Source organism: Trichocoleus sp. DQ-A3, from assembly GCF_039961975.1.
GTDB lineage: Bacteria > Cyanobacteriota > Cyanobacteriia > Cyanobacteriales > FACHB-T130 > FACHB-T130.
In genome coordinates this window covers 347,767-371,231 of record NZ_JAMPKC010000002.1, presented here as the reverse complement: position 1 = coordinate 371,231, position 23,465 = coordinate 347,767, and the positions used below count along the sequence as shown (strand labels likewise).

The following is a 23,465-nucleotide window of genomic DNA, read 5'->3' as shown; positions in this document are numbered from 1 at the left end:
CCGACGAGATGGACAGCGATCGCATCCAAACAGAATTTGAATTTGTCCTCCCTAGAGGATTGATCGATGCTCAAGGGGGCGTTCATCGCCAGGGGGTGATGCGTCTGGCAACGGCAAAAGATGAAATGTGCGTCCAAAAAGACCGGGGCGTTCAGGATAATCCAGCTTATGGAGTCTTGGTAATGCTCTCGCGGGTGATTACCTGTATCGGTACTGTAACCGAGGTAACGCCTACGCTGTTGGAGGGTCTTTTCTCGCGAGATCTGGCATATTTGCGGGAGTTTTACAATCGCATTAACCAGGAGGGGGAAGCTTACATTCCGGTTCAGTGTCCCCAGTGCAATCGTCAATTTCAGGTGGAGCTTTCTCTATCGGGGGAATTCTAGGCTACCCCTCGGACATACTACGCCAAGAGGTAGCCTTGATTGCTTTTCACTTTCACTGGTCTTTAGAGGATATCCTCAATCTGGAACATCGCGATCGCCGGGATTGGGTGACAGAAATTAGTCAGCTGGTGCAGCCAGAATAAAGTAGGAGTAAGGGCTTGACCCTTACCCCTAATTCACTGCAATGCTTTCCTTTATCGGGTTGGCTTCTGAGTGATATCTACCACTAAGGGTTCTTCCGCCACTGTGCCGAGATTAACTGACTTTAATAAGTCTTTCCAATCGGTCTCTAAGGTGAAATCGCTAGGATTGGTGTTACGTAAGTCAGCTAGAGATGAGAGGGTGTCAAGCCACATCCCAGCTGCTGCATAAATGGCTGGGCGATCGCGCGGTGCTGCTTTCTTTAGATCATTCCTCAGGGCAACATTTGGTTGGACTCGTTGAATCCACCCTTCTACAGAAATATCTGCTCCCCGATCTTCAGCATCGCAAATCATTGATAACGACCAACGGTATTTTTTGCCAGCAACTAACGAGGGTGCATCCTTTTGAGGAAGGCTAACACTCACAACACCTCCTGTGCTAGGAATCGGCAATGTTGTTTCGTATATTACCTGCTGACTTGTTTCGCCGTCATACAGAATAAACTCTGCGTCTTGGGCGGAAGTTTTAGGAACAGCAACAAATAATGTCGGGCGAGCTGCTACAGTCAAACCTACATTTGTGCTGGGTAACAATGCCATGAGCGACTTTCCTTGGGCGGCGCAGCTGCTGCTACCACGCGATGCTCCCGGTTCTCTAGTTTTGGGTGCCCCAACCCTTGGCAGCCTAAATCTTAAGCGCCCTGCCACACGCATTTCCCTACGGTTCAGGCTGGGTTGTTGAATCGGTTTGCTTTTTGTGGTGGCGGTGGCTGGAAAGCTGGTAGCGATCGCACTAAGCCCCACAAACAAGGCTAAGGAGAGTGTTGTGAAATACACAGAAGACTTGTTCACCATAATCTTTAAGTTGTTGCAGTGGGTTTACCTAGCGAGCAGCAAGCGGAGTGCATACAAAGGGATCGAAACACTTTCCAAAGGGATCGCCTCCATGAGGCATCGTGCTTTGTAAATAAACTCGATCGCGACCGTAGTGGTTTTAGACAAAGACTCTTTAATCTTCAACAAAGTTTCCCACTTTTCCTGGCATATCTCTAGAAATTAGCGATTAATTTTGTCATGTTTCTTGCCTTAGTGGGTACTTAAAATCGCTGGTTTTTGCTTAGTACAAAATTTGATGTTATAACTACTATAAAATTATCTCTCAAGTTGGCACTTTTTCTTTCCTCAATCAAAAAAATTATCTATTTGTCCGATTTCTTCTCAAAAGCTTCATAAAGTTTTGTAGTCAATTAATTTTTTGGTTCTTGACGACTCAATTTGCGGCTTAAACAATTTTCAAGGACACAAGGATACATACAAATTCTTAATCTTAATTTTCTCTGTTTAAGCTACACATTGAGCGAAGATTAAAACTCTAGCCCCTAGAGAGGAGGCGGCAATTATATGGTTTCTCAGCTCAGTTCAAAGATTCGCTCCCTGCTATCAAACACAAACAACCTACGCACAGCAGCTTTAAATTTTGGTGGACAAGTTGTTCTCACCAGTGTGGTGGCGACAAGCTTGGTCGTGGGAGCTAGGCAACTAGGGATACTCCAAGGACAAGAGCTGGGTGCTTTTGACCAGCTGACTCGGATGCGTCGTGATGAAGGTCCAGATAATCGCCTGTTGCTGGTGGAGATTACTGAGGGAGATATCCAAACTGAGAAAGGGTGGCCTATCTCGGATGCCACAATTGCCAAAGCGTTAGAGAAACTAGAGCAGTATGAACCGAGAGCCATCGGTATAGATATTATTCGGGATGTTCCGGTCAAAGAGGGGAATGCCAATTTATTGAAGATCCTCAAAGGAAGCGATCGCATTATTACGATCTGCCAACTCAGTGATGGGAAACAGGCAGGATTTCCGCCACCGCCTGGAATCTCACCAGACCAAGTGGGATTTGCTGATTTCGTCAAAGAACCTGATGGATGGGTTCGCCGCAGTCTCTTAGTTGCAAATCCTCCAGTCCCGAACGCTCCCTTAGAGAACCCACATCTTTGTAGCGATCCCGAAGAGCAACTCACCTCCTTGGATTTGACCCTAGCACTCATGTACCTGCAAGCTGAGGGAATCGAAGCAGAACCTTCAGATGATGGAAACTTGAAGATCGGTTCCACTGTATTCAAAAGCCCCGACCCGAATGCTGGCGGATACCGGAACGCCGACACGGAAGGGTTGCAGATGTTGATTAACTACCGTTCGGCAAATCTGCCTGCCCAAAAGATAACGCTCACAGATGTACTCAAGGGCAAGATAGATCCGGCTTTAGTGAAAGATCGCGTTGTTTTGGTTGGCTACACCGCAGTTAGCGTGAATGACGACTTCAACACGCCCTATAGTGCTGCTCAAGAAGGCACCCAGAAAATGCCCGGAGTGGTCATTCATGCTCAGGTTGTGAGTCAAATCCTCAGTGCAGTTCTGGATAAACGACCGCTATTTTGGTACTGGAATGAGTGGGGCGAAATTGGGTGGATTTGGGTCTGGTCGTTGGTGGGAGGCTTAGTAGCATGGCGGATTCGGCGTCCCTTGCTCTTGGTGATTGCGGGAGGGGGAGCGATCGCCCTCTTGTTTGGAACTTGTTATGTTTTGTTTCTCAAAGCAGGATGGATACCCCTCGTGCCCCCAGCATTGGCACTGGTGACAACGGCAGTCGGCGTCGTTTTGATAGATAGAGGATACGCCAAAGCCATCTATCAAGGCGTCAAAGGGTTTTTAAAAATCGATATTGAGATTGACCAGGAAAAGAAAGAACGCCAAGTAGCGGAAATTACAGAAAGTGACTACTTCCAAGAATTGCAGGAAAAGGCGAAAAATCTCAGGAGTCGAGAAAGCAATCCTTCTGAAAAAACAACTTCTAAATTAAAAGTCGAGAGATCAGAAGCGGCTGAAACAACGGCAGAAACTGACTACTTACAACAGTTGCAGCAAAAGGGAAAAAGTTTCAGGAATCGATCCAATGATGGGGAAGCAGAAGCTACCACTGAGTCAACCGTTGAAATCCCAGAAGCCGCTGAAACAACCACAGAAATCGACTATTTACAGCAGTTGCAGCAAAAGGGGCAAGAGTTAAGAAATCGATCCAATGATGGGGAAGCAGAAGCTACCACTGAGCCAACTGTTGAAATACCAGAAGCTACACAGGCAAGCCAAGCCCCTGAAACAACAGAAGAAATCGACTACTTACAGCAGTTACAGAAAAAGGGTAAAAAGTTAAGAAATCGGCATCATGATGGGCAAGCAGAAGCTGTTGCGGAATCAAACGTTGAAATACCAGAAGTTGCATTGGCAAGCCAAATTCCTTCTCCTGTCGAAGAATTAAGCAATCAGCAGGACGGACAGGGAGAAGCCGCAATTGAGTCCAATACCTCCACCCCAAAAGTCCTCCAGCCAAGCCAAGAAGTTGAAGAAACCGAAGAACTCGACTACTTCCAGCAGTTGCAGCAACGAGCAACCTTGAGAAATTGGGAGGAAGATAGGCAAACCCAAGCTGCCACTGAGTTAAATACCTCAATAGCAGATGTCACACCAGCAAGCCAAGAAACTGAAAGCGAAGAACTCGATTACTTCCAGCAGTTGCAGCAACGAGCAAACTTGAGAAATTCGAGCAGCGACGGGCACGCAGAAACCACTACCGAGTCAAATTCCTCAACAATAGAAGCTCTAGAGACTAGCCAGGAAGCTGAAAGCGAAGAACTCGATTACTTCCAGCAGTTGCAGCAACGGGCAAAAACAGTGAGGAATACAGAGACTGAATCTACCTGATGGCGGCGAGATAAAGCGCTATTAGAGGACATCTATCGATACATCGAACTGAGGATGCTACGCCGGATGCGTAGGCTCGCGATTCACATCATTAGCTGAAGAACAAGGAAGGAAAAGATGAATCAGGATCGAATCGATCAATCACCCACCGATTCCAGCGGACACCAAACTGATATTGGTCTGAATATGCTTGATATGATGAATTTGCCCGATGACCTGCAAAAACTCGTCAACTGGATGATGCGTCAAAAAAACGTGACCTTGCCGGAAGTGGCAGCTCACACTGGCGAAAGTGAGGAAGTTGCCCGCACCCAGTTAGAAGCTCTAGTCGCTCAAGGCGTCGTGCAAGAACTAGAAGAGGGAGAAACACTCCGCTACCGACCTCGCCTTGCCTCTAAACAGCGAAGCAAGCTATCTACAAATATCTGGCAGAACCTGGAGTGAGTAAACGAAATAAGCGTCTATCAAGTTGTGGGAATTAGCCTAAACGCAAGTTTCTACTACCTTGATAAGGTTGTAATCCTATTTGGGTTGTGAGGCGCTAGATTAACCCTTCTTCCAGCCCCTCCCTAACGCTTGAAAAAAGGGCATCTGAGAATCTATATGTTGCAACCAAAAGACAAAATGGTATAGCGTATAAGCCGCACGGTTCATTCCCCGCGCCCTTGAGTGGGCTTTCTCGATTGTTTTCTGTTAAGGATGAAGAATCCTCTCACATATTGAGGTAAACCATGTCAAAAATTGTGTCCATCCACTCATTCCGGGGTGGCACCGGCAAATCAAATTCGACGGCGAATCTGGCAGCTTTAGTGGCTCGCTTTGGGTATCGCGTTGGTATCGTTGATACCGATATTCAATCGCCAGGAATTCACGTGCTTTTCGGTTTCGATGAGCAGAAGATGGAACACTCTCTCAATGACTACCTGTGGGGTCGCTGTTTAATTGAAGAAGCTGCTTATGATGTCACCTCAGTTTTAAGAAAAACTGGCGTTAAAGGCGGCAGCATTCATCTGATTCCTTCTAGTATCAAAGCAGGGGATATTACTAAAGTTCTGCGCGAGGGATTTGATTTTGGTCTCCTCAATGACGGTTTCCAAGAGATAATGGAAACCTTGAATCTGGATTACTTATTTATTGACACCCACCCAGGTCTTAACGAAGAAACTCTACTTTCTATTACTATATCTGATATCTTGGTGCTAATTTTGCGTCCAGACCGCCAGGACTTTCAGGGGACTGCTGTGACGGTGGAGGTGGCTCGGAAATTACAGGTGCCTAAGATGTTGCTGCTAGTAAATAAGGCGCTACCCGTTTTGGATTTTGATGCCTTGAAGCAACAGGTAGAAAAAACCTACAATGCTCCGGTGGCTGGAATTTTGCCGCTTTCAGAAGAGATGATTCAAATGGCAAGCAGCGATCTCTTTTGCCTGCGGTTTCCAGATCATCCCTTGAGTAAGGTAATGGAAAAGGTTGCCAAGATGATTATGGCTTAATAGGTAATTGTCAGTGCAACCGAAAAAACAACTGAATTTGTAGGGACGGGTTTGACAAAATATTGGTGATTAGCTAAGCATATTGATAAACTCCCCTACACTATGGACTTTTGCTATTTAATTAATTGCCCGTAACCATTCGCAAAATAGTTTGGGGAAGTTGGGTTATCTGCTGCCAAAGGTCTTGGGGGCCAATGCCAAAGAAGAGTTGTAAAACGAGAACAACTGCCGCAATTAAAATGGCTGTGCCGATGCTGGCTTTCACTACCTTAATGAGTAAGGTGAAGACTAACCAGGATACGATGAGTGCGGCAATTAGAATGATTAAGTCTACTGGCATGGACGTTACTCTCAAAGGTATTCATCAGGCTGGAGAATTTTGACAAGGTAACAGAATCTTTGCTTGGCTAGCTCGAAAATACAAAGATAGTTTTCGTGAAGTCACCTTTGCGAACTTCATTTACCTGGCTTCAAGCTTTAGTCTGTAGGAAACTTGCTTTTAATTCCCGATCGCCTGTCTAATTTTCCCCGAAATAGCGATACTTTCACTTTGATTTACTCTCCACCGGGCATATAAAGCAGACGCCATTGCCCCTTCACTGTGCCAAAGACGGCTTGATATTCAAGGGGAGAATAAGCAAAGCGATTGGAAATGTAGCCCGGTTTTCCATTTGGCAAAATTACCGCAGTCCACCCGTTGATGGAACTGTAATCTTCGCCTCGTTGCGCCCGTTCTCTGGCGCGTTGTTCTTCGATTTGACGATTGACTTTGACGACTTCGTTTGAGAGTAAGCCGACTACTGGACTCTCTACGCTGGGTTGCGATCGCACGTTCACATTTTCACCAACAACGATGACGCGGCTTAATTCGTAGGAAACCCCATCGGCATTCGGTGCGGGATACTGTCGAGCAAAATCGCGCGGTACGGTGTTACAAGTCCAACCCTGAGGGGAGTCAACATCTGGTTGCCCCTGGTTATTGGTTTGAAAACAACCGGCAGTTAGGGCTTTTTCTAGCCATTCCCATATTGGGGCATTGTGATTTTCCAGCTTTAAATCGGGGAGGGTGCTGATGCCGTGACCAATGCCAATTTGGTTGGGGGGCAAAATGGATTGCAGAAACTCAGCATCGCGCGATCGCACTGCTTCCCGCAACTGTTGCCGAAATTGAGCGAAGTCACTTCCTGGGTTTACTTCATCTACCAGAACGATGCGTTGATGGGGAAAGTTATCCAGCTTTGGCTGTATTGCCACATCCGTTTGAGTCTTTATCTGTGGCGTTGTGGCTTCAACTGCATCGTTGTTGGTTTTAACGGTGGAAGCGATCGCAGTTGCTTGTGAGGTCGAAGTTGATTCCGGTATATTTGTTTCTATGCTTTGTTGGTTCTGTGCCCCAGTTTGGCGACCGGCTGTTGCTAGAGTGGCACCAGTAATTGCCGAAATCGCAACTGCCCCCATAATCAAAAAGTATATTTTTTTCATAACTAATGCCGATAACGTCTTTTTGTTACCTACAGTTGAGACGCTAGGATTTCAGGCAAAGTTATTAAATTTTTGTTTTTAAATACATGAATATGCCGGGAGGCTGATGATTGGCGCTCCCAGCAAAGGTCGTATATTATTTCTCTTCTACATACATTGGAGGCTCAATCGCAAAATTGTTTAGCTGCCCCGCTTCATCCAGGATGTAACCCTCGGTCGTATCTAAACCAGTTCCTTCTTCTTGTTCTCTAGCTGCTTCAACTTGGTGTTTATTCAGCTCTTTGTCCACATTAGATGGAATCACCGCATCTGCTGCATTCACGCCCAATACTGATTGCGATAATTGAACTCCAATGTGGTTGTTTCCTGGTGCCCCTCTTCCCGGTTCTGCTTCGCTGGGATCTTCTGGCAATACTGGATTTTGTTCGTCGCTCATGAATTTTTCTCCTATGTTATTTTAAGTTGAGCGTAGTCTGTTTATTACGATGTTTCTATTTATGAAGGTAGCTTAGTTAGTATCGCTCTTTACTCTTTCGCGGGTATTAAATTGGTAAAGGCAAAGGTAGAGAGCGCAGCGGCATTGCTTGATAGCAGAGGCTTGGCTTGACGCTGGATAGGCGAGATTTCCTCTGACACGGAAAAGACGCGATCGCATTGAACTCCTCTCAGCACGTCGGTAATTATAGGGAAATCGCAGCCAGAACCAAGCTTAATCCTTTCACAGTAAAATAAATTTAAAAAATCCATCTTAGTGCGGATATATCGGTAAGCACAATGAATAGGATTAGCAAATCTGATTGTTCTAAGAAATCGGGTTTGGGGTACTGTAACGCAATTTTCAGTTTATTTCGCTCGTTTTGCGGAAATTGTCTTTCAATTTTCCGGTTTTATAATAAACACGCTAGTAAACAACTCCTTTCATGGCATCAATCGCCCGCAAAAACCTATTTGAGGATATTCCCCGCTTCCTGGCAGCTCAGGCGGGGATTATGTTTGCAGTTAGCTTAGTCACTATTCAAACGGGTATTTTCAATGGATTTACTCGCGCTACGACTTTGCTAATCGACAATTCCAATGCTGATATCTGGGTATCCTCAGCGGATATGATTCACATGGAGCTGACACTACCCATACCCGCGCAGCGAGTTGTTGAGGCTCGACGGGTAGAAGGCGTAGAACAAGCTGAACCGCTGATTGTCCAAGCATCTTTGTGGCGAGATTCTCGGAACAAGATTTCACCGATGAGAATCATCGGATTCAATCCAGCCGGAGAATTATTTAGTCCAGGGAAAGTTATTCAAGGAAGTTTGAGTGCCTTAAAGCAGCCTTACACGGTGATGCTGGATAAATCTAATTTGCGTCCTTTGAACATCAAACAAATTGGCGATGTTGCTGAAGTTGGCTCATTTAAGGCACAGTTAGTTGCTCTGACGCAAGACACTCAATCAATTACATCGAATACTTTTTTGTTCACCTCGTTGGAGACTGCCAACGCTTACGCAAATTCCCGCGTAACGACGAGTTTAAACTGCAAGCTCCAATCGGGTGACATAAAGTGTACCAGTGCGTCGGCGAGTTTTAATAACCCACCCGCTGCGAATAATCTATCTGCTCCTGCACCCCAGAAATTAACTCCTACTGATTTAATCACCTATGTATTGGTGCAGGCAAAGCCCGGTCAAGATTTACAGCAACTCAAGAAAAAGTTAGAAGCAGCACTACCAGATACCCGCGCTTATACGAAGGCTGAAATGGCATCGCAGACGCGGGTTTTCTGGCAGCAGCGCACGGGAATTGGGTTTATTTTGGGCTTGGGTGCCGTTGTTGGCATTATTATCGGGATGGCGATCGCAGGTCAGATCCTCTACGCTTCTGTATCTGACCACTTAAAGGAGTATGGTACGCTCAAGGCGATGGGAGCTTCAGATTGGAAGATTTACGGTGTGATTGTCGAGCAGGCGCTCTGGATGGCGGTTCTGGGCTATATTCCCAGCATGGTTCTTTGCCAGGGGTTGGGAGCTTGGACGTTTGCTACTCAGGGAATCATCATTTTAATCACGCCTGGAAGTGCGATCGCCATCTTTGGGATTACGACTCTGATGTGTGTTGGTTCAGCTATCTTCGCTATCCAAAGAGTGACTCGTGTCGATCCGGCTATTGTTTTTAAGGCATGATTTCAGAATTTTGCCGCTTTAGGATAATAGTCGATGGTTTTCAGGAACCTGATATACTCAATGACCATCAATAATAAATGTAGATGTCTGTTTTATCCTAACTGATAGTGAGTTGAACTTTATATTGGCAACAGGGCGGAACGATTAGAAATTAAAACATTATACAAACCTATTTTGGAGAGTATGCGTACTTTAAGTAGGTGAGTTTAATTCAATCTCACTTGAAACGGTGAGGGGAGCAGTGTTCGTACTACCTGAAGTCACACCTACTATTTAGTCTCTAATGTCAATCTCTATAAAATAGATTGATTCCTGCTTGCTATTCAATAGTCGAACAGCCTTTATCTAGAGTAGGAGGCATTAATGTTCGGTTTCTTCTTAAAGCCTGCATCTGATTCTTTCCTTCGATGCTTCCGTTGAAATTTTGTCCGGAGTATGGTTACTTAAGACAGATTGCATTTAGTAACTCGTTGTAGTTTAGACCTAACGAATAGAAATTTTGATGATTCTTTCCCAAAGCAACCGTACTCAATTTGCCAGTGTCCGAAATCTAGATGCTATTCCTTCTATGAGTTCGCTTCAGGCTCACAGAAAAGCCATTATCGGCATCGGAGTAGAAATGGTATTCCAGTCGGGAGGATCGCGTTTCCAAGCCCTTAAAAGAGTCAATCTGGAAATCTTCAAGGGCGATATTCAACTATTGATGGGGCCATCTGGATCGGGTAAAACGACCTTACTCTCAATTTTGGCTGGGATTTTGACGCCGACTGCTGGCAGCGTACACTTGCTGGGGGAAGAGATTACAAGGATGTCTCGGAGCCAGTTAGCAAAGTTCAGACTGGAAAATATTGGCTTTATTTTTCAAGGATTTAACTTGTTTCCGGCGCTGACTGCGGCTGAGAATATAGAAGTAGCGCTGAATCTGAAAGGGATTCGGGGACGAATGGCACGGCAACAAGCACAAATTTTGCTAGAACAGGTGGGATTGGCGGATAAGGCGAAAAATTTACCCCGCGATTTATCTGGGGGACAAAAACAACGGGTAGCGATCGCTCGTGCTTTAGCTGGCAATCCTCAGTTGATTATGGCAGATGAGCCTACGGCGGCTTTAGATTCTCACTCCGGACACGCTGTGATTGAGTTACTGCGTCAGCTCGCCAAGGAAGGCGGTTGCACGGTTCTGATGGTGACACACGATAGTCGAATTATGGATGTTGCCGATCGAGTTTTGCATCTAGAAGATGGAAGGTTGAAGGCATAAAATCTAATTTGTGAATCGGATCATTGATAGTTTGTTGCTGTTTGGGAATGGGGAATTGGAAATGACATTAGGCGTGCCTTCTTTCCAATTCCCCATTCGTTTTAAGAATTATGAGAGCGATCGCAACTTTAGATTTAGATGAGAAGGCAGCTGAGGTTGGATGCGATCGCTTCAACCGAGTAGTGTCCCTGATGCGATCGCCTTAAATATTATTTCCTGGGAAAAACTCTTTGACGACTGCGGCCACTCCCAACGCCGCAGCTGCTACAGCGCCCCATTTAACCGGCGGATTCTTATCCAGCCAGTCAGTGAAGGAGGGAATCGTTAGATTGCCAAAATCTCCTTCTACTTTGTCATGGCTGAGAATCGGCTCGTAAAGATTATCTGGAGCATCTTCAGACTTTGGCTCGTTGGTTTTCTGAAAATTGAAGCCGATGAGAACCAAAATTTGATCCACCAGTCCCGGTGAGATGCGCTGAACCACGTCTAACATCTTGCCCACATCCCCCACAATAAAGTCACGAGTGGGGTGTTCGGCTACGTAGAGAATCGCATCGGCAACAAGGTTCGGCTCATAGTAAGGCGGTATTCCCGTCGGCTTGACGCCTAATTTCGTGCGACCGTTGTTGTAGAAGGGCGTGTTGATCACGGATGGCTTCACACTCGTTACACTGATGGGGATTCCCTCATGTTGCAGCTCGACGCGCAGAGATTCTAGAAAGCCCTCAACCCCGTGCTTTGCTGAGGAGTAGGCGCTCTGGAGGGGTAATGAACGCCTGCCTTCCATTGAAGAGATGTGGATCAGCGCCCCGCGCCCTTCACGCTTGAGATGAGGTAGCGCCGCCATTGCTCCGTATACCTGCCCCATCAGGCTGATATCGATAATCCGCTTAAACTCTTCCGGTGTTGTGTTGTCGAAAGTGGCAAAAACGCCCGTGGCGGGGCAATGCACCCAGGTATCGAGTCGCCCGTATACCTGCACGGCTTTATCTGCGATCGCTTTTACTTGCTCGAAATCCGTGACATCAGCAACGACTGCGACTGCTTCACCGCCTTGTTGCTGTATCTCATCCACCAAAGACTTTAACCCTGGTTCGCTGCGAGCTGAGACGACTACTTTTGCGCCTCGGTGGGCAAACTGCAAAGCTGTCTCGCGCCCGATGCCGCTAGAAGCGCCAACGACGGCGACGACTTGCTCTGTGATTGGCTTTAATTGCATTGTTGCTCATCCTTTTATTAAAGTTGCTGACGACAAACCATTCACCTTTGCAGCTCAATTGCATCCAGGAACGTTGCCTTAGTTGTCAAATGTTAAGTTCTATTAACTAAATTAATCGACTCACGGCGGGTTACATCAGTCTCAGGGTTGACCTCAAGGTTGACAATGGGGATGGGAGTAGCGCCCTTTGCCTAGATTTTGCGATCGCTGGATAGCTGACTTTTACAGAAGTCAGCTCCGAATTCGTGCAGATAGTCCACGACTGAATTTTCCAGAATGAGAAAAAAAGAAAACAATTTATTTAGCGCCAATACAGAAGCAAGAAGAAGCGAACAAATTTTATAACAGAGCGATAATAGACTAGAAAATATAAGCGAGTTAATACTTTAATAACTTTATGAACACAACAACAATTACTTTACCTTCTACCCTCAAATTAACGATTGATTTGACAGACGAGCAGTTTTTCCAGTTATGTCAGAACAATCGGGATTTGAGATTTGAGCGCACAGCATTGGGAGAATTAATCATTATGCCCCCTACAGGTAGCGAAACTGGAAATCGTAATATCGATTTATCGTATCAACTCCAAGCTTGGAGCCGACAGAGCAATCTAGGGCTTGCCTTCGACTCTTCGAGTGGCTTCAAACTACCGAATGGTGCAGATCGTTCACCTGATGCGTCTTGGGTAAGACGCGATCGCTGGGATGCTTTGACCCCCGAAGAACAACAGGGATTTGCACCGCTATGTCCTGATTTTGTGGTTGAGTTACTCTCTCCTAGCGATTCGCTGAAAATCGCACAGGCGAAAATGAGAGAGTATATGGAAAATGGCGCTCGTTTGGGTTGGTTGATCAACCGGAAAAACCAGCGAGTAGAAATCTATCGTCAAGGGCAGGATGTGGAGATTTTAGAAAATCCGGCAACTTTATCAGGAGAAGATGTGTTACCTGGGTTTTTATTAGATTTAAAACAAATTATGTAGTTTTAGACAAGGTCGTGCAGTTTTAGTGGGAAAGCGATCGCAGTCGTATGTGAATAAATGTGATCAACAGCCGTGAGTGTTTACAGGCGATCGCAAAAAGTCTTGTAAAATCTTGCCATTCGATATAATGAACAGATGTTGGACTTTAATTCCCTCTCTGAGTTTTCACGCGCCCACTGTATCGCCATTTGCGCGTTTCTGGTTCCAGCCAACTTGGGTGCTACCATCTGGACAATGATTCTGGCTGCACTCTGTCGCCCTCAAGTTCAGGTGTGGCGGAGTGCTGGAGTGGCAACCGTCTTTGCTCTGGTGATGGTGCTACACGTCTTTACTTGGTTCCAGGTTGGGGTAGTGTTGCCTCCCACCTATATCCTGCTATGTTTGGGAAGCACCTGCCTGGTCATGAATATTCTAGCGATCGCCTACAACTACAATACAGTTGTCCTCCGCAAACGCTACCCTAACGCTTCTAGCGCTATCAACCACCCCTGAAACAGCTTCATGTCGTCAGTATTGCCTCGCCTTTGGTTTGATGCTTGTAGTAACAACGTTAGGCAATGCTGGCTTCTGATGGATGTGCGTTCACACAGATATCATCCCAGGTTTTGTTAACAAAGATATTTTGTAGCTTGCTAGCCAAACTCCAGGTACTCATCAAAGATTAGTTTATACCTGTGGATTGAATGGCGATCTTAACCAACTGGCAGTAGTTGCTTAACTTTTTATAGCTCCATTTATTACTTAATGATGACTTATGGCTAATTGCTAAGTGTTGAAAAGCAATTAGCCATTTGTTGTTTTTTGTTCAGAAAAACAGTGTTTTTTAAAATTCCGTAAAAACACCTTAGAAAATTATAAATAAATGTAAATGCTTGTCAATGCCTTTGGGTATAATTCTCTTGATAGATCACAAAAGCATAGAGAATGAATTAGCTTTGTTATAGTTATCACCGAGAAAACTATGCTAATTTCATCCAGGCCAGTAAAAGATGTATTCTATTGCCCAGAAGAATCTAATTTTTATTCTCAATGTTTAGAAAGTTTAGTTTTAAATGAGGGCGCTCATGGTAAAACTATTATCGAATTTGGTTCAGGAGATGGAACCCCAGTCATTAACTCCTTAATGAGAACCAGATTTGATGGAATTATACATGGCTTTGAACTCAATGACTTAGCCTGGAAAACTGCTAAATCAAATATTCAGGAATACGAACTTAGCGCCCAATATATCATTCACAATACTTCTTTCTTTGAGGCATCTCTTCCCAAGGCCGATTATCTGATCTCAAATCCACCATACCTTCCAGCGCCAGATGAGAATATTTATCAACCCCTGTTACATGGGGGTACAGATGGGTCTAAAATTGCCAAACGGCTTTTATCTTTAGATTATGAAAACGTCTTACTAATGCTCTCTAGTTATTCTAATCCGGAGGGCTTTATTAATTATGCAATCATGCAAGGCTACTCGATTGCTAATTTTATCGTCTCCCCTCTAAACTTTGGTTATTACAGTTGTGAGCCAAAGGTTAAAAACACAATTAGAGAGTTGCGAGAAAAGAAGATGGCTTTTTACTCAGCGAACATCTATCTTTTAGCTGGTGTTTTGTTTAGGAAGCAGCAGAAATGTCAAGTGGATTTATCTACTGAGCTGATTCAGATCATGACATCTTTGTAAAAGCTTAAACAGGGAGGGGGAGAGCGATCGCTAAAGAATCTTTCCTAAACCCAAAAGCCACTTTAGACGGGAACGAATCAAGGGTATTGAGAAGTTAACAGTTCTCAGTGCCCTATTCTTATTGTTTAATTTCTAACTAAAACTAGAAAAATTCAAATTTATTCTCGTTCTCAGGGTTCAACCTAAAGAACGAGAATGGAAGACGACTGACTGTTAACAAGTCGGCAAGTATTTTAGGCAAAATGTATTTTATCGATTGGCCTCTCGATCCGCTTCTCTTGCCGAACGCGCGATCGCTACACCAGCGCGATCGCCCATTAGCTTCTCTTGGTCATATCCCAGGACAATTTCCCAAGCATCATTCGGGTACTTGTCAACCAACGGCATCGCCACATCATCTAACATCCATTGACCGTGACGTTCGTCTTCCCGAATGTGCAGTTCCCAGTAACCCATTGCTGCATCAGAAAGTTTCAACCGTTGTGCCGCGGCTAGATAAGTTTTGTATGCCGCAGGACCTGCCACTTCAAAATAAGTCAATCCACCGCAGTAACGCAAGAAATAAATTTTGCGCTCGGTAACGAGAAAGTTATGATTGGCGCAGGCTAGCACTTCCCAAGGTACTAAATCGAAGTAGCCTTCTGGCTCTGTGTTCATGCCAAACTCGTCAAGCATCTGGGCAAAAAAGGTAGAGTGCTTGCGGGAAAGGCGACCGTTGCCGTACTCTTCCAACAACACTTTGACGAGGGTACATTGTACTGCGTTGGCGGTGCCTCCCAGAATGCGCGACAGGCGGCTGCCTTCAACTAAGCCATCAAAGGAACCAATTGCCAAGATTCGGCGATAACCAGCCTCTGTTGTCTGCTCCCGCAAGTAGCGACTACCTTCCGATAGGGGAGGATCTAAGTCGGCTGCACCCCGCTCGCTCAGCGCTTGCTTAACATCGGCTGGGGAAAGTTTTTGGAGTGCTTCTACATCAAAGTGTGCCAGTTCCCACTGCTGCCAAGCGGACTCGATTTGGTTGCGAACTTTTTGCAACCAAATTGAGCGTTCGTTGGTGTAATGGCGCAGATCGTCATACCAAAACAGCTTGAGCCGATTGATGCGATACAGCACGCGCTGCAAAAAGAGGTGTGCGGCTTCAACTAGCTCATCACCACTTCCTACCTTGTAAGCCGCCTCAATTGCGGTAGCGATCGCACTTTCAACGTCGCTTGCTAGTTCAGGTTGTGCAGCTAGCTTGTTGTCTAAATCTTCCATTTCGAGCAATTTTATAAATTGCTGCTCAGATTCGTTGTAGCTTGTGGCTGTTTCTTGACTCGTTGCCGTATTCGTTGGTTGAAAATCAGTAATCGCGACCATAATTGCCCATGAATTCCGTCTTTGCACTTTTTTGATGCTAGTGCTGTCCGGTTGGAACAATTGTCGGTCTGTGGGGGGAACTTGCCACAGCCAAACGTATTTCTACCTAAATATATAGGTGTTTGAAGATTAACCACAAAGACACAAAGAAACTTTGTGCTTTCTTTGTGTCTTTGTGGTTCAACAAAACATTTTTTGCTATGGCACTATGCGATCGCTGCCACCGCAGACAGTAATCCTTGGAACAACCCAATGCCATCCGTACCGCCTAAAATCGGATCTGAGGCGCGTTCTGGATGAGGCATCATTCCTAGCACGTTTCCTTTTTTATTGCAAATACCCGCAATATTATTCAAAGAGCCGTTGTGATTCTCGCCGTGATAACGGAAGAGAATTTGATGGTTATCTTCCAGACTTGCCAAAGTATCGGCATCGGCGTAGTATCTCCCCTCACCGTGGGCAATTGGGAGGGTAATGACTTGCCCGGTAGAATAAGCTTGTGTCCAAGGGAGATGGGTGCGTTCGACTTTCAGGGGAATGCGATCGCAAATAAAATGCAATTCTTGATTTCGAGTGAGTGCCCCTGGCAGAAGTCCCGCCTCCGTTAGCACCTGAAACCCGTTGCAGATACCCAAGACAAACTTCCCTTGCTGGGCGTGTTTAATCGTTGCTTGCATCACCGGAGAGAAACGAGCGATCGCGCCACAGCGCAGATAATCGCCGTAGCTGAAGCCACCCGGAATCACTACCACATCGAGATCGGAAATATCCGTGTCTTCATGCCAAACCATCCGCGTTGGCTGATGTAGCAAATCGCGAGTCACATAGGCGACATCGCGATCGCAATTAGAACCCGGAAACACAACAACCCCAAATTTCATATTGCTAATCGCTAATGGAAGACTGGCTAGCCAGAAGTCATCAGTAGCGATTGGTTCTTCACAAATGACCCATCGCTACTAACTACCAACTACCTAGCCCCTATTATCCTAAAAGAATATCTCCGTCTCTATCTGACCCGACATCTCAGTTAGGTCAAACCGATAGTTTTCCGTTACCGGATTCGTCAACAACTGATCGCACATCCGATCTAATTGATGCCGCGCCTCATCCTCACTCTCTGCCATCAGAGTCAGTTCAATATACTTTCCGATTCGCACCTGCTCAACATTGGCATATCCCATATGCCCCAACCCAGACTGTACCGCCGTGCCTGCTGGGTCTAAAACTGAAGGGCGCAGAGTCACGTAGATTTTCGCTTGATATTTCCGATTCACAGCCATTCCTATAAATTATTCCCTTAGATAGGTGATATTTGTTTTATTCTAAGGGGGAAAGGGTGTGAGCTGCGTGAAGTTCTCGCAATTTAAGCTGGAAAGAGATAAAGGTATCAGCGACAACCTGAAACATATTAAGGATATCTAGCAAAACTGAAGACCATGAAAGCCCAACGCACCCGCAGTCAGGAGCGTATTTTGAATCTGCTCAAGACGATGAACCGAGCTGTCTCAGCTCAAGATATTTATGTAGAACTTCGCAATCGTAGCCAAAGCATGGGACTAGCAACCGTCTATCGTTCCCTGGAAGCCTTAAAACTGGATGGTGTCGTCCAGGTACGGACATTGGCAAGTGGCGAATCGCTCTACAGTTCCGTGCAACAAGACAAGCATCACCTGACTTGTTTGCAGTGCGGAGACTCGATTCCCATCAATCAATGTCCAGTCCATGAATTAGAGAGCCAGCTGCAACAATCGCACTCGTTTAAAATTTTCTACCATACTCTGGAGTTTTTTGGACTGTGCGATCGCTGCTGTGTTGCTCAAGTTGCTAGCGATGCCCTGGATTAACTGTCCTCATCTAAATCTAAAAATTGAGCTTGGTTCGTGTCTCCAACAATCGAGCGGATGCCTTCCAACGTTGCTGGAATAGTGCGCGGGTCCATAAACATCACCTTGCTGCTACCGCTCTTGCCAATCGCCATCCCCATTTCCAGATAATTCTGAGCCAGTAGGTACTGGAGAGCTTCCTGAGCATTGGGGTCAGTTTTGAGCGTTTTAGAAATCACTTGCAGCGCTTCAGCAGTAGCCTGAGCCTTGAGAACTTGCTGCTGTCGTTCCGCCTGCGCTTTGAGAACAATCGTCTTTTGTTGCCCTTCTGCCTCCAGAATCGCGGATTTTTGACGGGCTTCTGCTTCCAAAACTTGCGCCTCAGCCTTACCTTTAGCAGAGTTCACGGCTGATTCGCGTTCGCCCTCAGAGGTGAGAATTGCCGCCCGCTTGCGACGTTCCGCCGACATTTGCAATTCCATCGATTCTTGCACAGCCTTGGAGGGAACGATATCTCGCAGTTCTACCCGTGTCACCTTCACTCCCCAAGGATCGGTAGATTCGTCCAGTTCTCTGAGCAAAAGTTCGTTAATTTGAGTCCGGGCAGTAAAGGTTTCATCCAGTTCCAGTTTGCCCATTTCTGAGCGAATCTGCGTCAGCACCAAATTCACCATTGCTGACTGGAGATTTTCCACTTTGTAGTAGGCTTTCTCCAAATCCAGAATGCGCCAGTACACGACAGCATCAGCGGTAATCGAAACGTTGTCGCGGGTAATACATTGTTGGGGAGGAATATCGAGAACTCTTTCCCGGACGGTTGCTTGGTAAGCGACTCTTTCGTAAACCGGGATCACGAAATTCAAACCGGGTTTTAGTTTTTTGCCGCTATATTTACCTAAAGTTTCGACTAAAGCTTCGTTTCCTTGAGTAACCACCTTGACCCCTGAGAGGGCAGATCCGCCTAAAACTAAAGCGATTAGTAACCCAAAAAATCCTTCCATTGTGAACCTCGTTTTTACAATATCGCAGATTGATAAACCCTAAAATTAGGATTTCAATAGGTGTTCTGGCAGCACGATGAGAGTTGTGCCTTCCCGTCTGACGACGTACACTCTTTGATTGGGAGCGATCGCCAGTTTCTCATCTTCACATCGTGCCTTCCAAGAATTTCCTTCGTAGAGTACCCGCCCCATCTCTCCTGGCAAAATCTCTGTTAAAGTCTGACCCTCGGTTGCATCTTCCATCGAAGACACCTTTCGCCTCGGCATCAAGCGATGACCCAGGTAAACGAAAGCAATTGAAAACACTAACCAAAGCACCACTTGTAAAGCCGCCGGTAATGGGAGCAGCATGACTAACAGTGCCACCACGAAGGCGCTGACTCCCATCATGAAAGCGGTAAAAGCTGTTGGTACAACTAGCTCTATCGAGCAAAGGATCGCCCCTACCAGTAACCACAACAAAGTCGGGCTGAATCCGAAAGGCTGGATCGACAGCTGCATCAGTAAAGGAGAATCAAACAACCCTGCTAAAAACCAAATTGTCATAAAACTCAATCCCTGCTTGATATCCCGGTAAGGATAGTTATCAAGGTAAGATGAACTATTCCAATGAAAGCCAGTTAGGATTGGGAAGGCATCTTGCCTTTCTGTTTACTACAACATTTCATCTATAGATTTCCTAGAACCCAGTGGAATTTTTCCTTAAGAATCTCTTGGAAGCTTTTTTATAAAAATTTCAGTTTATGAACAGTTCCCAGTTGAAGAGCGATCGCTATCTTTGGGCAACTGGCTCAGTTGCTGCAACGATCCCGGTCGGAGAATTCGTGCAAGACAGATATCAAGTTGTTGCACCTCAAGTTTGGCTCGATACTCAACCGACACAGCCGCCTCAGATCCCCGAACAGTTCCCGGAAAATCTTTACCCTTACCTGCGCTTATATCCCCAGCGGTTTCATCTCCCCGAAGTCTATGGATATGCAGCAGTGGGAAATTCTCCATCCCCGACTGAGATTCTGTTGCTAGAAAATGTCCCGATGGATGCCACAGGCAAGCTATTTCCTTCCATTTTGGACGCTTTGCCCCAAGCATCGGCAGTCCGCCAGATTTACTGGCTCTGGCAAATTCTGGAACTTTGGACGCCGCTGGCGGAATTTGGGGTAGCTTCTAGCCTTTTAGTTGCGGACAATCTCCGAGTTGAAGGGTGGCGGTTGCGGCTGTTAGAACTTTACGCAGACCCAGTCACCGACCCAGAGATGGAAGTTGCCCATACAAACAATGGGAATGGGATCTCCGACCACAAGCAAGTCGGAGGAAGTCGGCGGGAAGAGAAAAAATTTCTGCCTCTCACCTTGAGCCTTGAACCTTTTGCCGCTCACGCCTTAGCGGAACCGACCGGGGATCAAATGGTCGCGGGGTTTGGCCCAAGTCTCCGGGATCTGGGTCTTGTTATCGCGAGTTGGTGCCGATTAATCCAGGCATCAGCGGTGACGCCACTGTTAGAAATTTGCGAACTGATGCAAGCCGAAGATGCGACCGAAAGCGCGATCGCCGAACGGCTAAATCAGCTATTACTGGAGCAGGCAGCGGAACTACCCTTGCGCTTGCGGGTTGCCGGTGCCACAGATACGGGACCCCAACACGATCACAACGAAGATAGCTGCTATCCCACCGCACGGGATTTGCTAGCCGCAGACTTCACCCAAACAACTGACCCGCTGATTCCCCACTTGAGCATCGTTTGCGATGGGATTGGCGGTCATGAAGGTGGAGAAGTTGCCAGCCAGCTAGCAGTACAATCCCTGAAACTGCAAGTTCGGGCGCTTTTGGCGGAAGTGGCAGAGCAAACGGAAATCGTGCCACCGGAACTGGTGAAAGAGCAACTTGCGGCAAGTATCCGGGTAGTCAATAACCTCATTTGTGCCCGCAATGACGAACAAGGACGAGAGTCTAGGCGGCGGATGGGAACGACGCTGGTGATGGCTCTCCAGCTGCCCCAGAAGGTGACGACGGCTAACTCTGGTGTGGGGAATGCCCACGAACTCTATATTGCCCATGTTGGGGATAGCCGCGCCTACTGGATTACCCCCCATTCTTGCCAGCTGCTGACCGTAGACGATGACGTTGCTACTAGGGAAGTACGAATGGGGCGCAGTCTCTACCGGGAGGCGTTACAGCGACCCGATGCCGGGGCGCTCACCCAAGCGCTAGGCACGCGGGATGCCGAGTTTCTTCGTCCGAATGTGCAACGCTTCATTGTGGAAGAAGACGGACTGCTGCTGCTGTGTTCTGATGGTCTGAGCGACAATAACTGGGTTGAGCGATCCTGGGTAGATTATGTGGAGCCGGTGCTTCAGGCTAAAATTCCCCTGGAGGCGGCAGTCCAGTCCTGGATTGACTTAGCGAATCAGAAGAACGGTCACGATAATACTTCAGTCGTGATTACTTACTGCCGCGTTTCCCCAGAGTATCCGGTGCTACTCAATTTTGGCGAGATCGGGAATCTCACCTTGATGCCGAAAGCTACTCTGCAAGCTGAAGCTGAAGACGTGAAGTATGCTGAAGCGGTGCCGGTAGAGATCGTTCCGGCAAAGCCAAACCGACTGCGCCGAGGGAAAGGGTTGGTCGTCGCACTGGGAGTCTTCCTCCTACTGCTGGGGGGCAGTGCTGCTGGGTTATATGCTTGGTGGAAATACAATCCTCAAGGGTTCCAGCAAATACGCGATCGCTTGTTCAACCCCGCACCGTTGCCCGTTCCAGTCCCCGAAACCCCATCTCCCGCTTCGATGCCACCATCACCGCAAAACTCTCCATCTCCATCCACAGAAGTGCCGTCACCTCCCGAAAATTCAGCGTCGCCAGTTCCGTCAACACCCCCTCCCGAAAATTCGGCGTCGCCAGTTCCGTCAACACCCCCTCCCGAAAATTCAGCATCGCCAGTTCCGTCAGTACCCCCTCCCGGAAATACAGCGTCGCCAGTTCCGTCAGTACCCCCTTCAAGTCCATAAAGAGGAAGTTACCGTCCTGTGCAAGAATATTAAGGTTGTTCACAATAGCACAATGCTTGGGTACTGGTAAGAGCCAAGCGTCTTGATAGGCAACGCTCCCAGCTCACCACGCTTGGTGGAAGCAGTTATTCCTCAAAAGAAGGCTGCACCAGTTTGACTCAGATACCCAACCGGAGATCAAGAAATGAAAGTAGGCGATCGCGTCCGCGTTATCAAATCTGTGATTGTTTACCACCATCCTGAAAATAAGGGTAAGCCTTTTGATGTCAAGGATCGGGAAGGAGAAGTGGTCTCAATCATTCACGAATGGCAAGGCAGACCCGTCAGCGCCAACCTTCCAGTTTTTGTCCAGTTTGACAAAAAATTTAAAGGTCACTTCCGCGAGGATGAGCTAGAAACTCTAAATTAGGCTCATGGTCAATGGCTCATATTCGCAATTAGCTATGAGCCATTGACCATGAGCCATTGACTATCATCGCCTACCGCGATTAAACCAGCCGAATATATTGATGTCACCCCGCATTCTCTGCAACTCTTGCCGGTTAGCTTCCGCTGTCATCTGATACCACTGGCAGTAACGCTCAAGTTCCTTTCGGTACTCAGCTTCCCGGTAAAAGTCATGAGTCATTTGGTAGGTGGCAAAGATGTCCGCTACGGGGGGAGGTGCTGGAATAAAGTGTGGGAATTCTTTTGGCATTTTTGAAGGTTGGAAGGTTGAAGGTTGGAAAAATAATCGCTTCAAACTACTGTCTAAACTTTTTAAAGCCAGCCTTTAAGGCGATAGATCCCTGTTCCAATGTATTCTTTTAACGCTCTGGTTGACCTGTGTAACCGCTCGGCATCTGGTAAAACATTTAGGATTCGAGCTTGCAGGCTCCTGTTGGATTCGAGAAAGTCTGCTTCTGTCACCAAAAAGTCGGTGGGTGCGGGAATGGCTTGAATTCCCTGACGCTTGAAAATCAGGAGCGATCGCGGCATATGCATTGCCGAAGTCACTAATAATACTCGGCGAATCCCCTGCTTTTCTAAAATTTGCCGCACATTCACCGCATTTTCATAAGTGTTTAAAGAGCTAGGATCTTGAAGAATGGCAGATTTAGGGACGCCTAATGTTTCTAAAATTACAGCCATATCCGCAGATTCCGGTGCCCCACTGCCCCGCCAGTCGATGCGTCCGCCGCTAGCAATGACGACAGGAGCTTTGCCTTCGCGGTATAACTGGGCACCATAGAAGACGCGATCGCCTTCTTCGCTCAAATCTACACTCGGTCGAGGCGGCGAAGCCGATTTCGTGGCACCGCCCAAAATGACAATCGCCTCGGCAGTTGGGAGTTCGGCTGGTGGGAGATTTTGCCATTCTAGCGATCGCAATAACGAGTTTTCCACCCAGCCATTACTCCCCACCAGCAAGGCAATCAATGCCAAAACAATCGGCACCGCCGCCCAACGAGGTCGTTTCCACAGTAATACCAGTGCCACAATCATTAGCACGCAGGCAATTCCCAAGGGATAGATAAATAGCGGTAGCAGTTTTGAGAGAAACAAAAACATAGAACAAGGTAATTAGTAATTGCTATACCATTTCACCTTAAAGCCGCTCAAAATCAATGCCTGGGCGTGTCTACGGACACGCCCAGTACGAGCCAAAATCTAAAATCCAGAATCTAAAATCCAAAATCTAAAAGAGGATA

General features: G+C 46.7%; 25 protein-coding genes. 13 read left to right on the top strand and 12 right to left on the bottom strand.

What is annotated here, in order from left to right:
• The first annotated feature begins 8 nt into the window (after positions 1-8).
• Together NDI44_RS04935 and NDI44_RS04930 are read left to right on the top strand one after the other, a co-directional pair.
• Positions 9-386, top strand: a complete 378-nt coding sequence (locus NDI44_RS04935) for a phage tail assembly protein (RefSeq protein ID WP_190412606.1) — start codon at positions 9-11, stop codon at positions 384-386.
• A complete protein-coding gene (locus NDI44_RS04930; RefSeq protein ID WP_339380677.1) occupies positions 371-529 on the top strand; it encodes a DUF6760 family protein in 159 nt (52 codons plus the stop codon). The genes NDI44_RS04935 and NDI44_RS04930 overlap by 16 nt, the downstream gene beginning before the upstream one ends.
• A gap of 51 nt (positions 530-580) precedes the next feature.
• Here NDI44_RS04930 and NDI44_RS04925 read toward each other — a convergent pair whose 3' ends face one another.
• Positions 581-1,384 carry a DUF928 domain-containing protein gene (locus tag NDI44_RS04925; protein WP_190412605.1) on the bottom strand — a complete coding sequence of 268 codons (804 nt, stop codon included), beginning with the start codon at positions 1,382-1,384 and terminating at the stop codon, positions 581-583.
• Positions 1,385-1,930: 546 nt separating this feature from the next.
• Between NDI44_RS04925 and NDI44_RS04920 the strand changes: the two genes are divergently transcribed.
• The 3 genes from NDI44_RS04920 (at position 1,931) to NDI44_RS04910 (ending at position 5,781) form a co-directional block, all read left to right on the top strand.
• Entirely contained in the window at positions 1,931-4,288 is a 2,358-nt protein-coding gene (locus NDI44_RS04920; RefSeq protein WP_190412604.1) for a CHASE2 domain-containing protein, read from the top strand.
• 117 nt (positions 4,289-4,405) lie between these two features.
• Positions 4,406-4,732 (top strand): ArsR family transcriptional regulator, encoded by a 327-nt coding sequence (locus NDI44_RS04915; RefSeq protein ID WP_190412603.1) that lies wholly within the window; start codon positions 4,406-4,408, stop codon positions 4,730-4,732.
• A gap of 287 nt (positions 4,733-5,019) precedes the next feature.
• Positions 5,020-5,781 (top strand): MinD/ParA family protein, encoded by a 762-nt coding sequence (locus NDI44_RS04910; RefSeq protein ID WP_190412602.1) that lies wholly within the window; start codon positions 5,020-5,022, stop codon positions 5,779-5,781.
• A 121-nt stretch (positions 5,782-5,902) separates the two neighbouring features.
• Here the strand turns inward: NDI44_RS04910 and NDI44_RS04905 are convergent, their stop codons facing one another.
• From NDI44_RS04905 to NDI44_RS04895, 3 genes are all read right to left on the bottom strand, one after another.
• Positions 5,903-6,121 carry a hypothetical protein gene (locus tag NDI44_RS04905; RefSeq protein WP_190412601.1) on the bottom strand — a complete coding sequence of 73 codons (219 nt, stop codon included), beginning with the start codon at positions 6,119-6,121 and terminating at the stop codon, positions 5,903-5,905.
• A 215-nt stretch (positions 6,122-6,336) separates the two neighbouring features.
• On the bottom strand, positions 6,337-7,263 hold the full coding sequence (locus tag NDI44_RS04900) for an SH3 domain-containing protein (RefSeq protein WP_190412600.1): 927 nt from the start codon (positions 7,261-7,263) through the stop codon (positions 6,337-6,339).
• 136 nt (positions 7,264-7,399) lie between these two features.
• Entirely contained in the window at positions 7,400-7,699 is a 300-nt protein-coding gene (locus tag NDI44_RS04895) for a hypothetical protein (protein WP_190412599.1), read from the bottom strand.
• A 484-nt stretch (positions 7,700-8,183) separates the two neighbouring features.
• Between NDI44_RS04895 and NDI44_RS04890 the strand changes: the two genes are divergently transcribed.
• Positions 8,184-9,437 carry an FtsX-like permease family protein gene (locus NDI44_RS04890; protein WP_190412597.1) on the top strand — a complete coding sequence of 418 codons (1,254 nt, stop codon included), beginning with the start codon at positions 8,184-8,186 and terminating at the stop codon, positions 9,435-9,437.
• Positions 9,438-10,005: 568 nt separating this feature from the next.
• Positions 10,006-10,698, top strand: coding sequence for an ABC transporter ATP-binding protein (locus NDI44_RS04885; protein ID WP_199292335.1), 693 nt, complete (start codon positions 10,006-10,008; stop codon positions 10,696-10,698).
• Positions 10,699-10,900: 202 nt separating this feature from the next.
• Here the strand turns inward: NDI44_RS04885 and NDI44_RS04880 are convergent, their stop codons facing one another.
• On the bottom strand, positions 10,901-11,917 hold the full coding sequence (locus tag NDI44_RS04880) for an SDR family oxidoreductase (RefSeq protein ID WP_190412595.1): 1,017 nt from the start codon (positions 11,915-11,917) through the stop codon (positions 10,901-10,903).
• 397 nt (positions 11,918-12,314) lie between these two features.
• On the opposite strand from NDI44_RS04880, the gene NDI44_RS04875 reads away from it, so the two are divergent.
• From NDI44_RS04875 to NDI44_RS04865, 3 genes are all read left to right on the top strand, one after another.
• Entirely contained in the window at positions 12,315-12,902 is a 588-nt protein-coding gene (locus NDI44_RS04875) for a Uma2 family endonuclease (RefSeq protein WP_190412594.1), read from the top strand.
• A gap of 135 nt (positions 12,903-13,037) precedes the next feature.
• Positions 13,038-13,394, top strand: a complete 357-nt coding sequence (locus NDI44_RS04870) for a hypothetical protein (RefSeq protein WP_190412593.1) — start codon at positions 13,038-13,040, stop codon at positions 13,392-13,394.
• 469 nt (positions 13,395-13,863) lie between these two features.
• The gene (locus tag NDI44_RS04865) at positions 13,864-14,580 is read left to right on the top strand and encodes a class I SAM-dependent methyltransferase (RefSeq protein WP_190412592.1); all 717 of its coding nucleotides are present in this window, start codon (positions 13,864-13,866) and stop codon (positions 14,578-14,580) included.
• Positions 14,581-14,829: 249 nt separating this feature from the next.
• On the opposite strand, the gene NDI44_RS04860 is transcribed toward NDI44_RS04865, so the two are convergent.
• From NDI44_RS04860 to purS, 3 genes are all read right to left on the bottom strand, one after another.
• The gene (locus NDI44_RS04860) at positions 14,830-15,942 is read right to left on the bottom strand and encodes an iron-containing redox enzyme family protein (protein WP_190412591.1); all 1,113 of its coding nucleotides are present in this window, start codon (positions 15,940-15,942) and stop codon (positions 14,830-14,832) included.
• A 206-nt stretch (positions 15,943-16,148) separates the two neighbouring features.
• The gene (gene purQ, locus NDI44_RS04855) at positions 16,149-16,823 is read right to left on the bottom strand and encodes a phosphoribosylformylglycinamidine synthase subunit PurQ (RefSeq protein WP_190412590.1); all 675 of its coding nucleotides are present in this window, start codon (positions 16,821-16,823) and stop codon (positions 16,149-16,151) included.
• Between the two features lie 108 nt (positions 16,824-16,931).
• Positions 16,932-17,219, bottom strand: coding sequence for a phosphoribosylformylglycinamidine synthase subunit PurS (gene purS, locus NDI44_RS04850; protein WP_190412878.1), 288 nt, complete (start codon positions 17,217-17,219; stop codon positions 16,932-16,934).
• A gap of 162 nt (positions 17,220-17,381) precedes the next feature.
• Here purS and NDI44_RS04845 point away from each other — a divergent pair, with 162 nt between their 5' ends.
• Positions 17,382-17,789 (top strand): Fur family transcriptional regulator, encoded by a 408-nt coding sequence (locus tag NDI44_RS04845; protein ID WP_190412589.1) that lies wholly within the window; start codon positions 17,382-17,384, stop codon positions 17,787-17,789.
• Here the strand turns inward: NDI44_RS04845 and NDI44_RS04840 are convergent.
• A complete protein-coding gene (locus NDI44_RS04840) occupies positions 17,786-18,769 on the bottom strand; it encodes an SPFH domain-containing protein (RefSeq protein ID WP_190412588.1) in 984 nt (327 codons plus the stop codon). The two genes, NDI44_RS04845 and NDI44_RS04840, sit on opposite strands and share 4 nt — an antisense overlap.
• Positions 18,770-18,814: 45 nt before the next feature.
• A complete protein-coding gene (locus NDI44_RS04835; RefSeq protein WP_190412877.1) occupies positions 18,815-19,270 on the bottom strand; it encodes an NfeD family protein in 456 nt (151 codons plus the stop codon).
• A 242-nt stretch (positions 19,271-19,512) separates the two neighbouring features.
• On the opposite strand from NDI44_RS04835, the gene NDI44_RS04830 reads away from it, so the two are divergent.
• Both NDI44_RS04830 and NDI44_RS04825 read left to right on the top strand, forming a co-directional pair.
• A complete protein-coding gene (locus tag NDI44_RS04830; protein WP_199304832.1) occupies positions 19,513-21,774 on the top strand; it encodes a protein phosphatase 2C domain-containing protein in 2,262 nt (753 codons plus the stop codon).
• Between the two features lie 184 nt (positions 21,775-21,958).
• Positions 21,959-22,183 (top strand): ferredoxin-thioredoxin reductase variable chain, encoded by a 225-nt coding sequence (locus NDI44_RS04825; RefSeq protein WP_190412587.1) that lies wholly within the window; start codon positions 21,959-21,961, stop codon positions 22,181-22,183.
• 63 nt (positions 22,184-22,246) lie between these two features.
• Here NDI44_RS04825 and NDI44_RS04820 read toward each other — a convergent pair whose 3' ends face one another.
• Both NDI44_RS04820 and NDI44_RS04815 read right to left on the bottom strand, forming a co-directional pair.
• Positions 22,247-22,471, bottom strand: coding sequence for a hypothetical protein (locus NDI44_RS04820; RefSeq protein WP_190412586.1), 225 nt, complete (start codon positions 22,469-22,471; stop codon positions 22,247-22,249).
• Positions 22,472-22,533: 62 nt separating this feature from the next.
• Complete coding sequence (locus NDI44_RS04815; RefSeq protein ID WP_190412585.1) at positions 22,534-23,325, bottom strand: YdcF family protein; 792 nt, start codon at positions 23,323-23,325, stop codon at positions 22,534-22,536.
• Between the last annotated feature and the right edge of the window lie 140 nt (positions 23,326-23,465).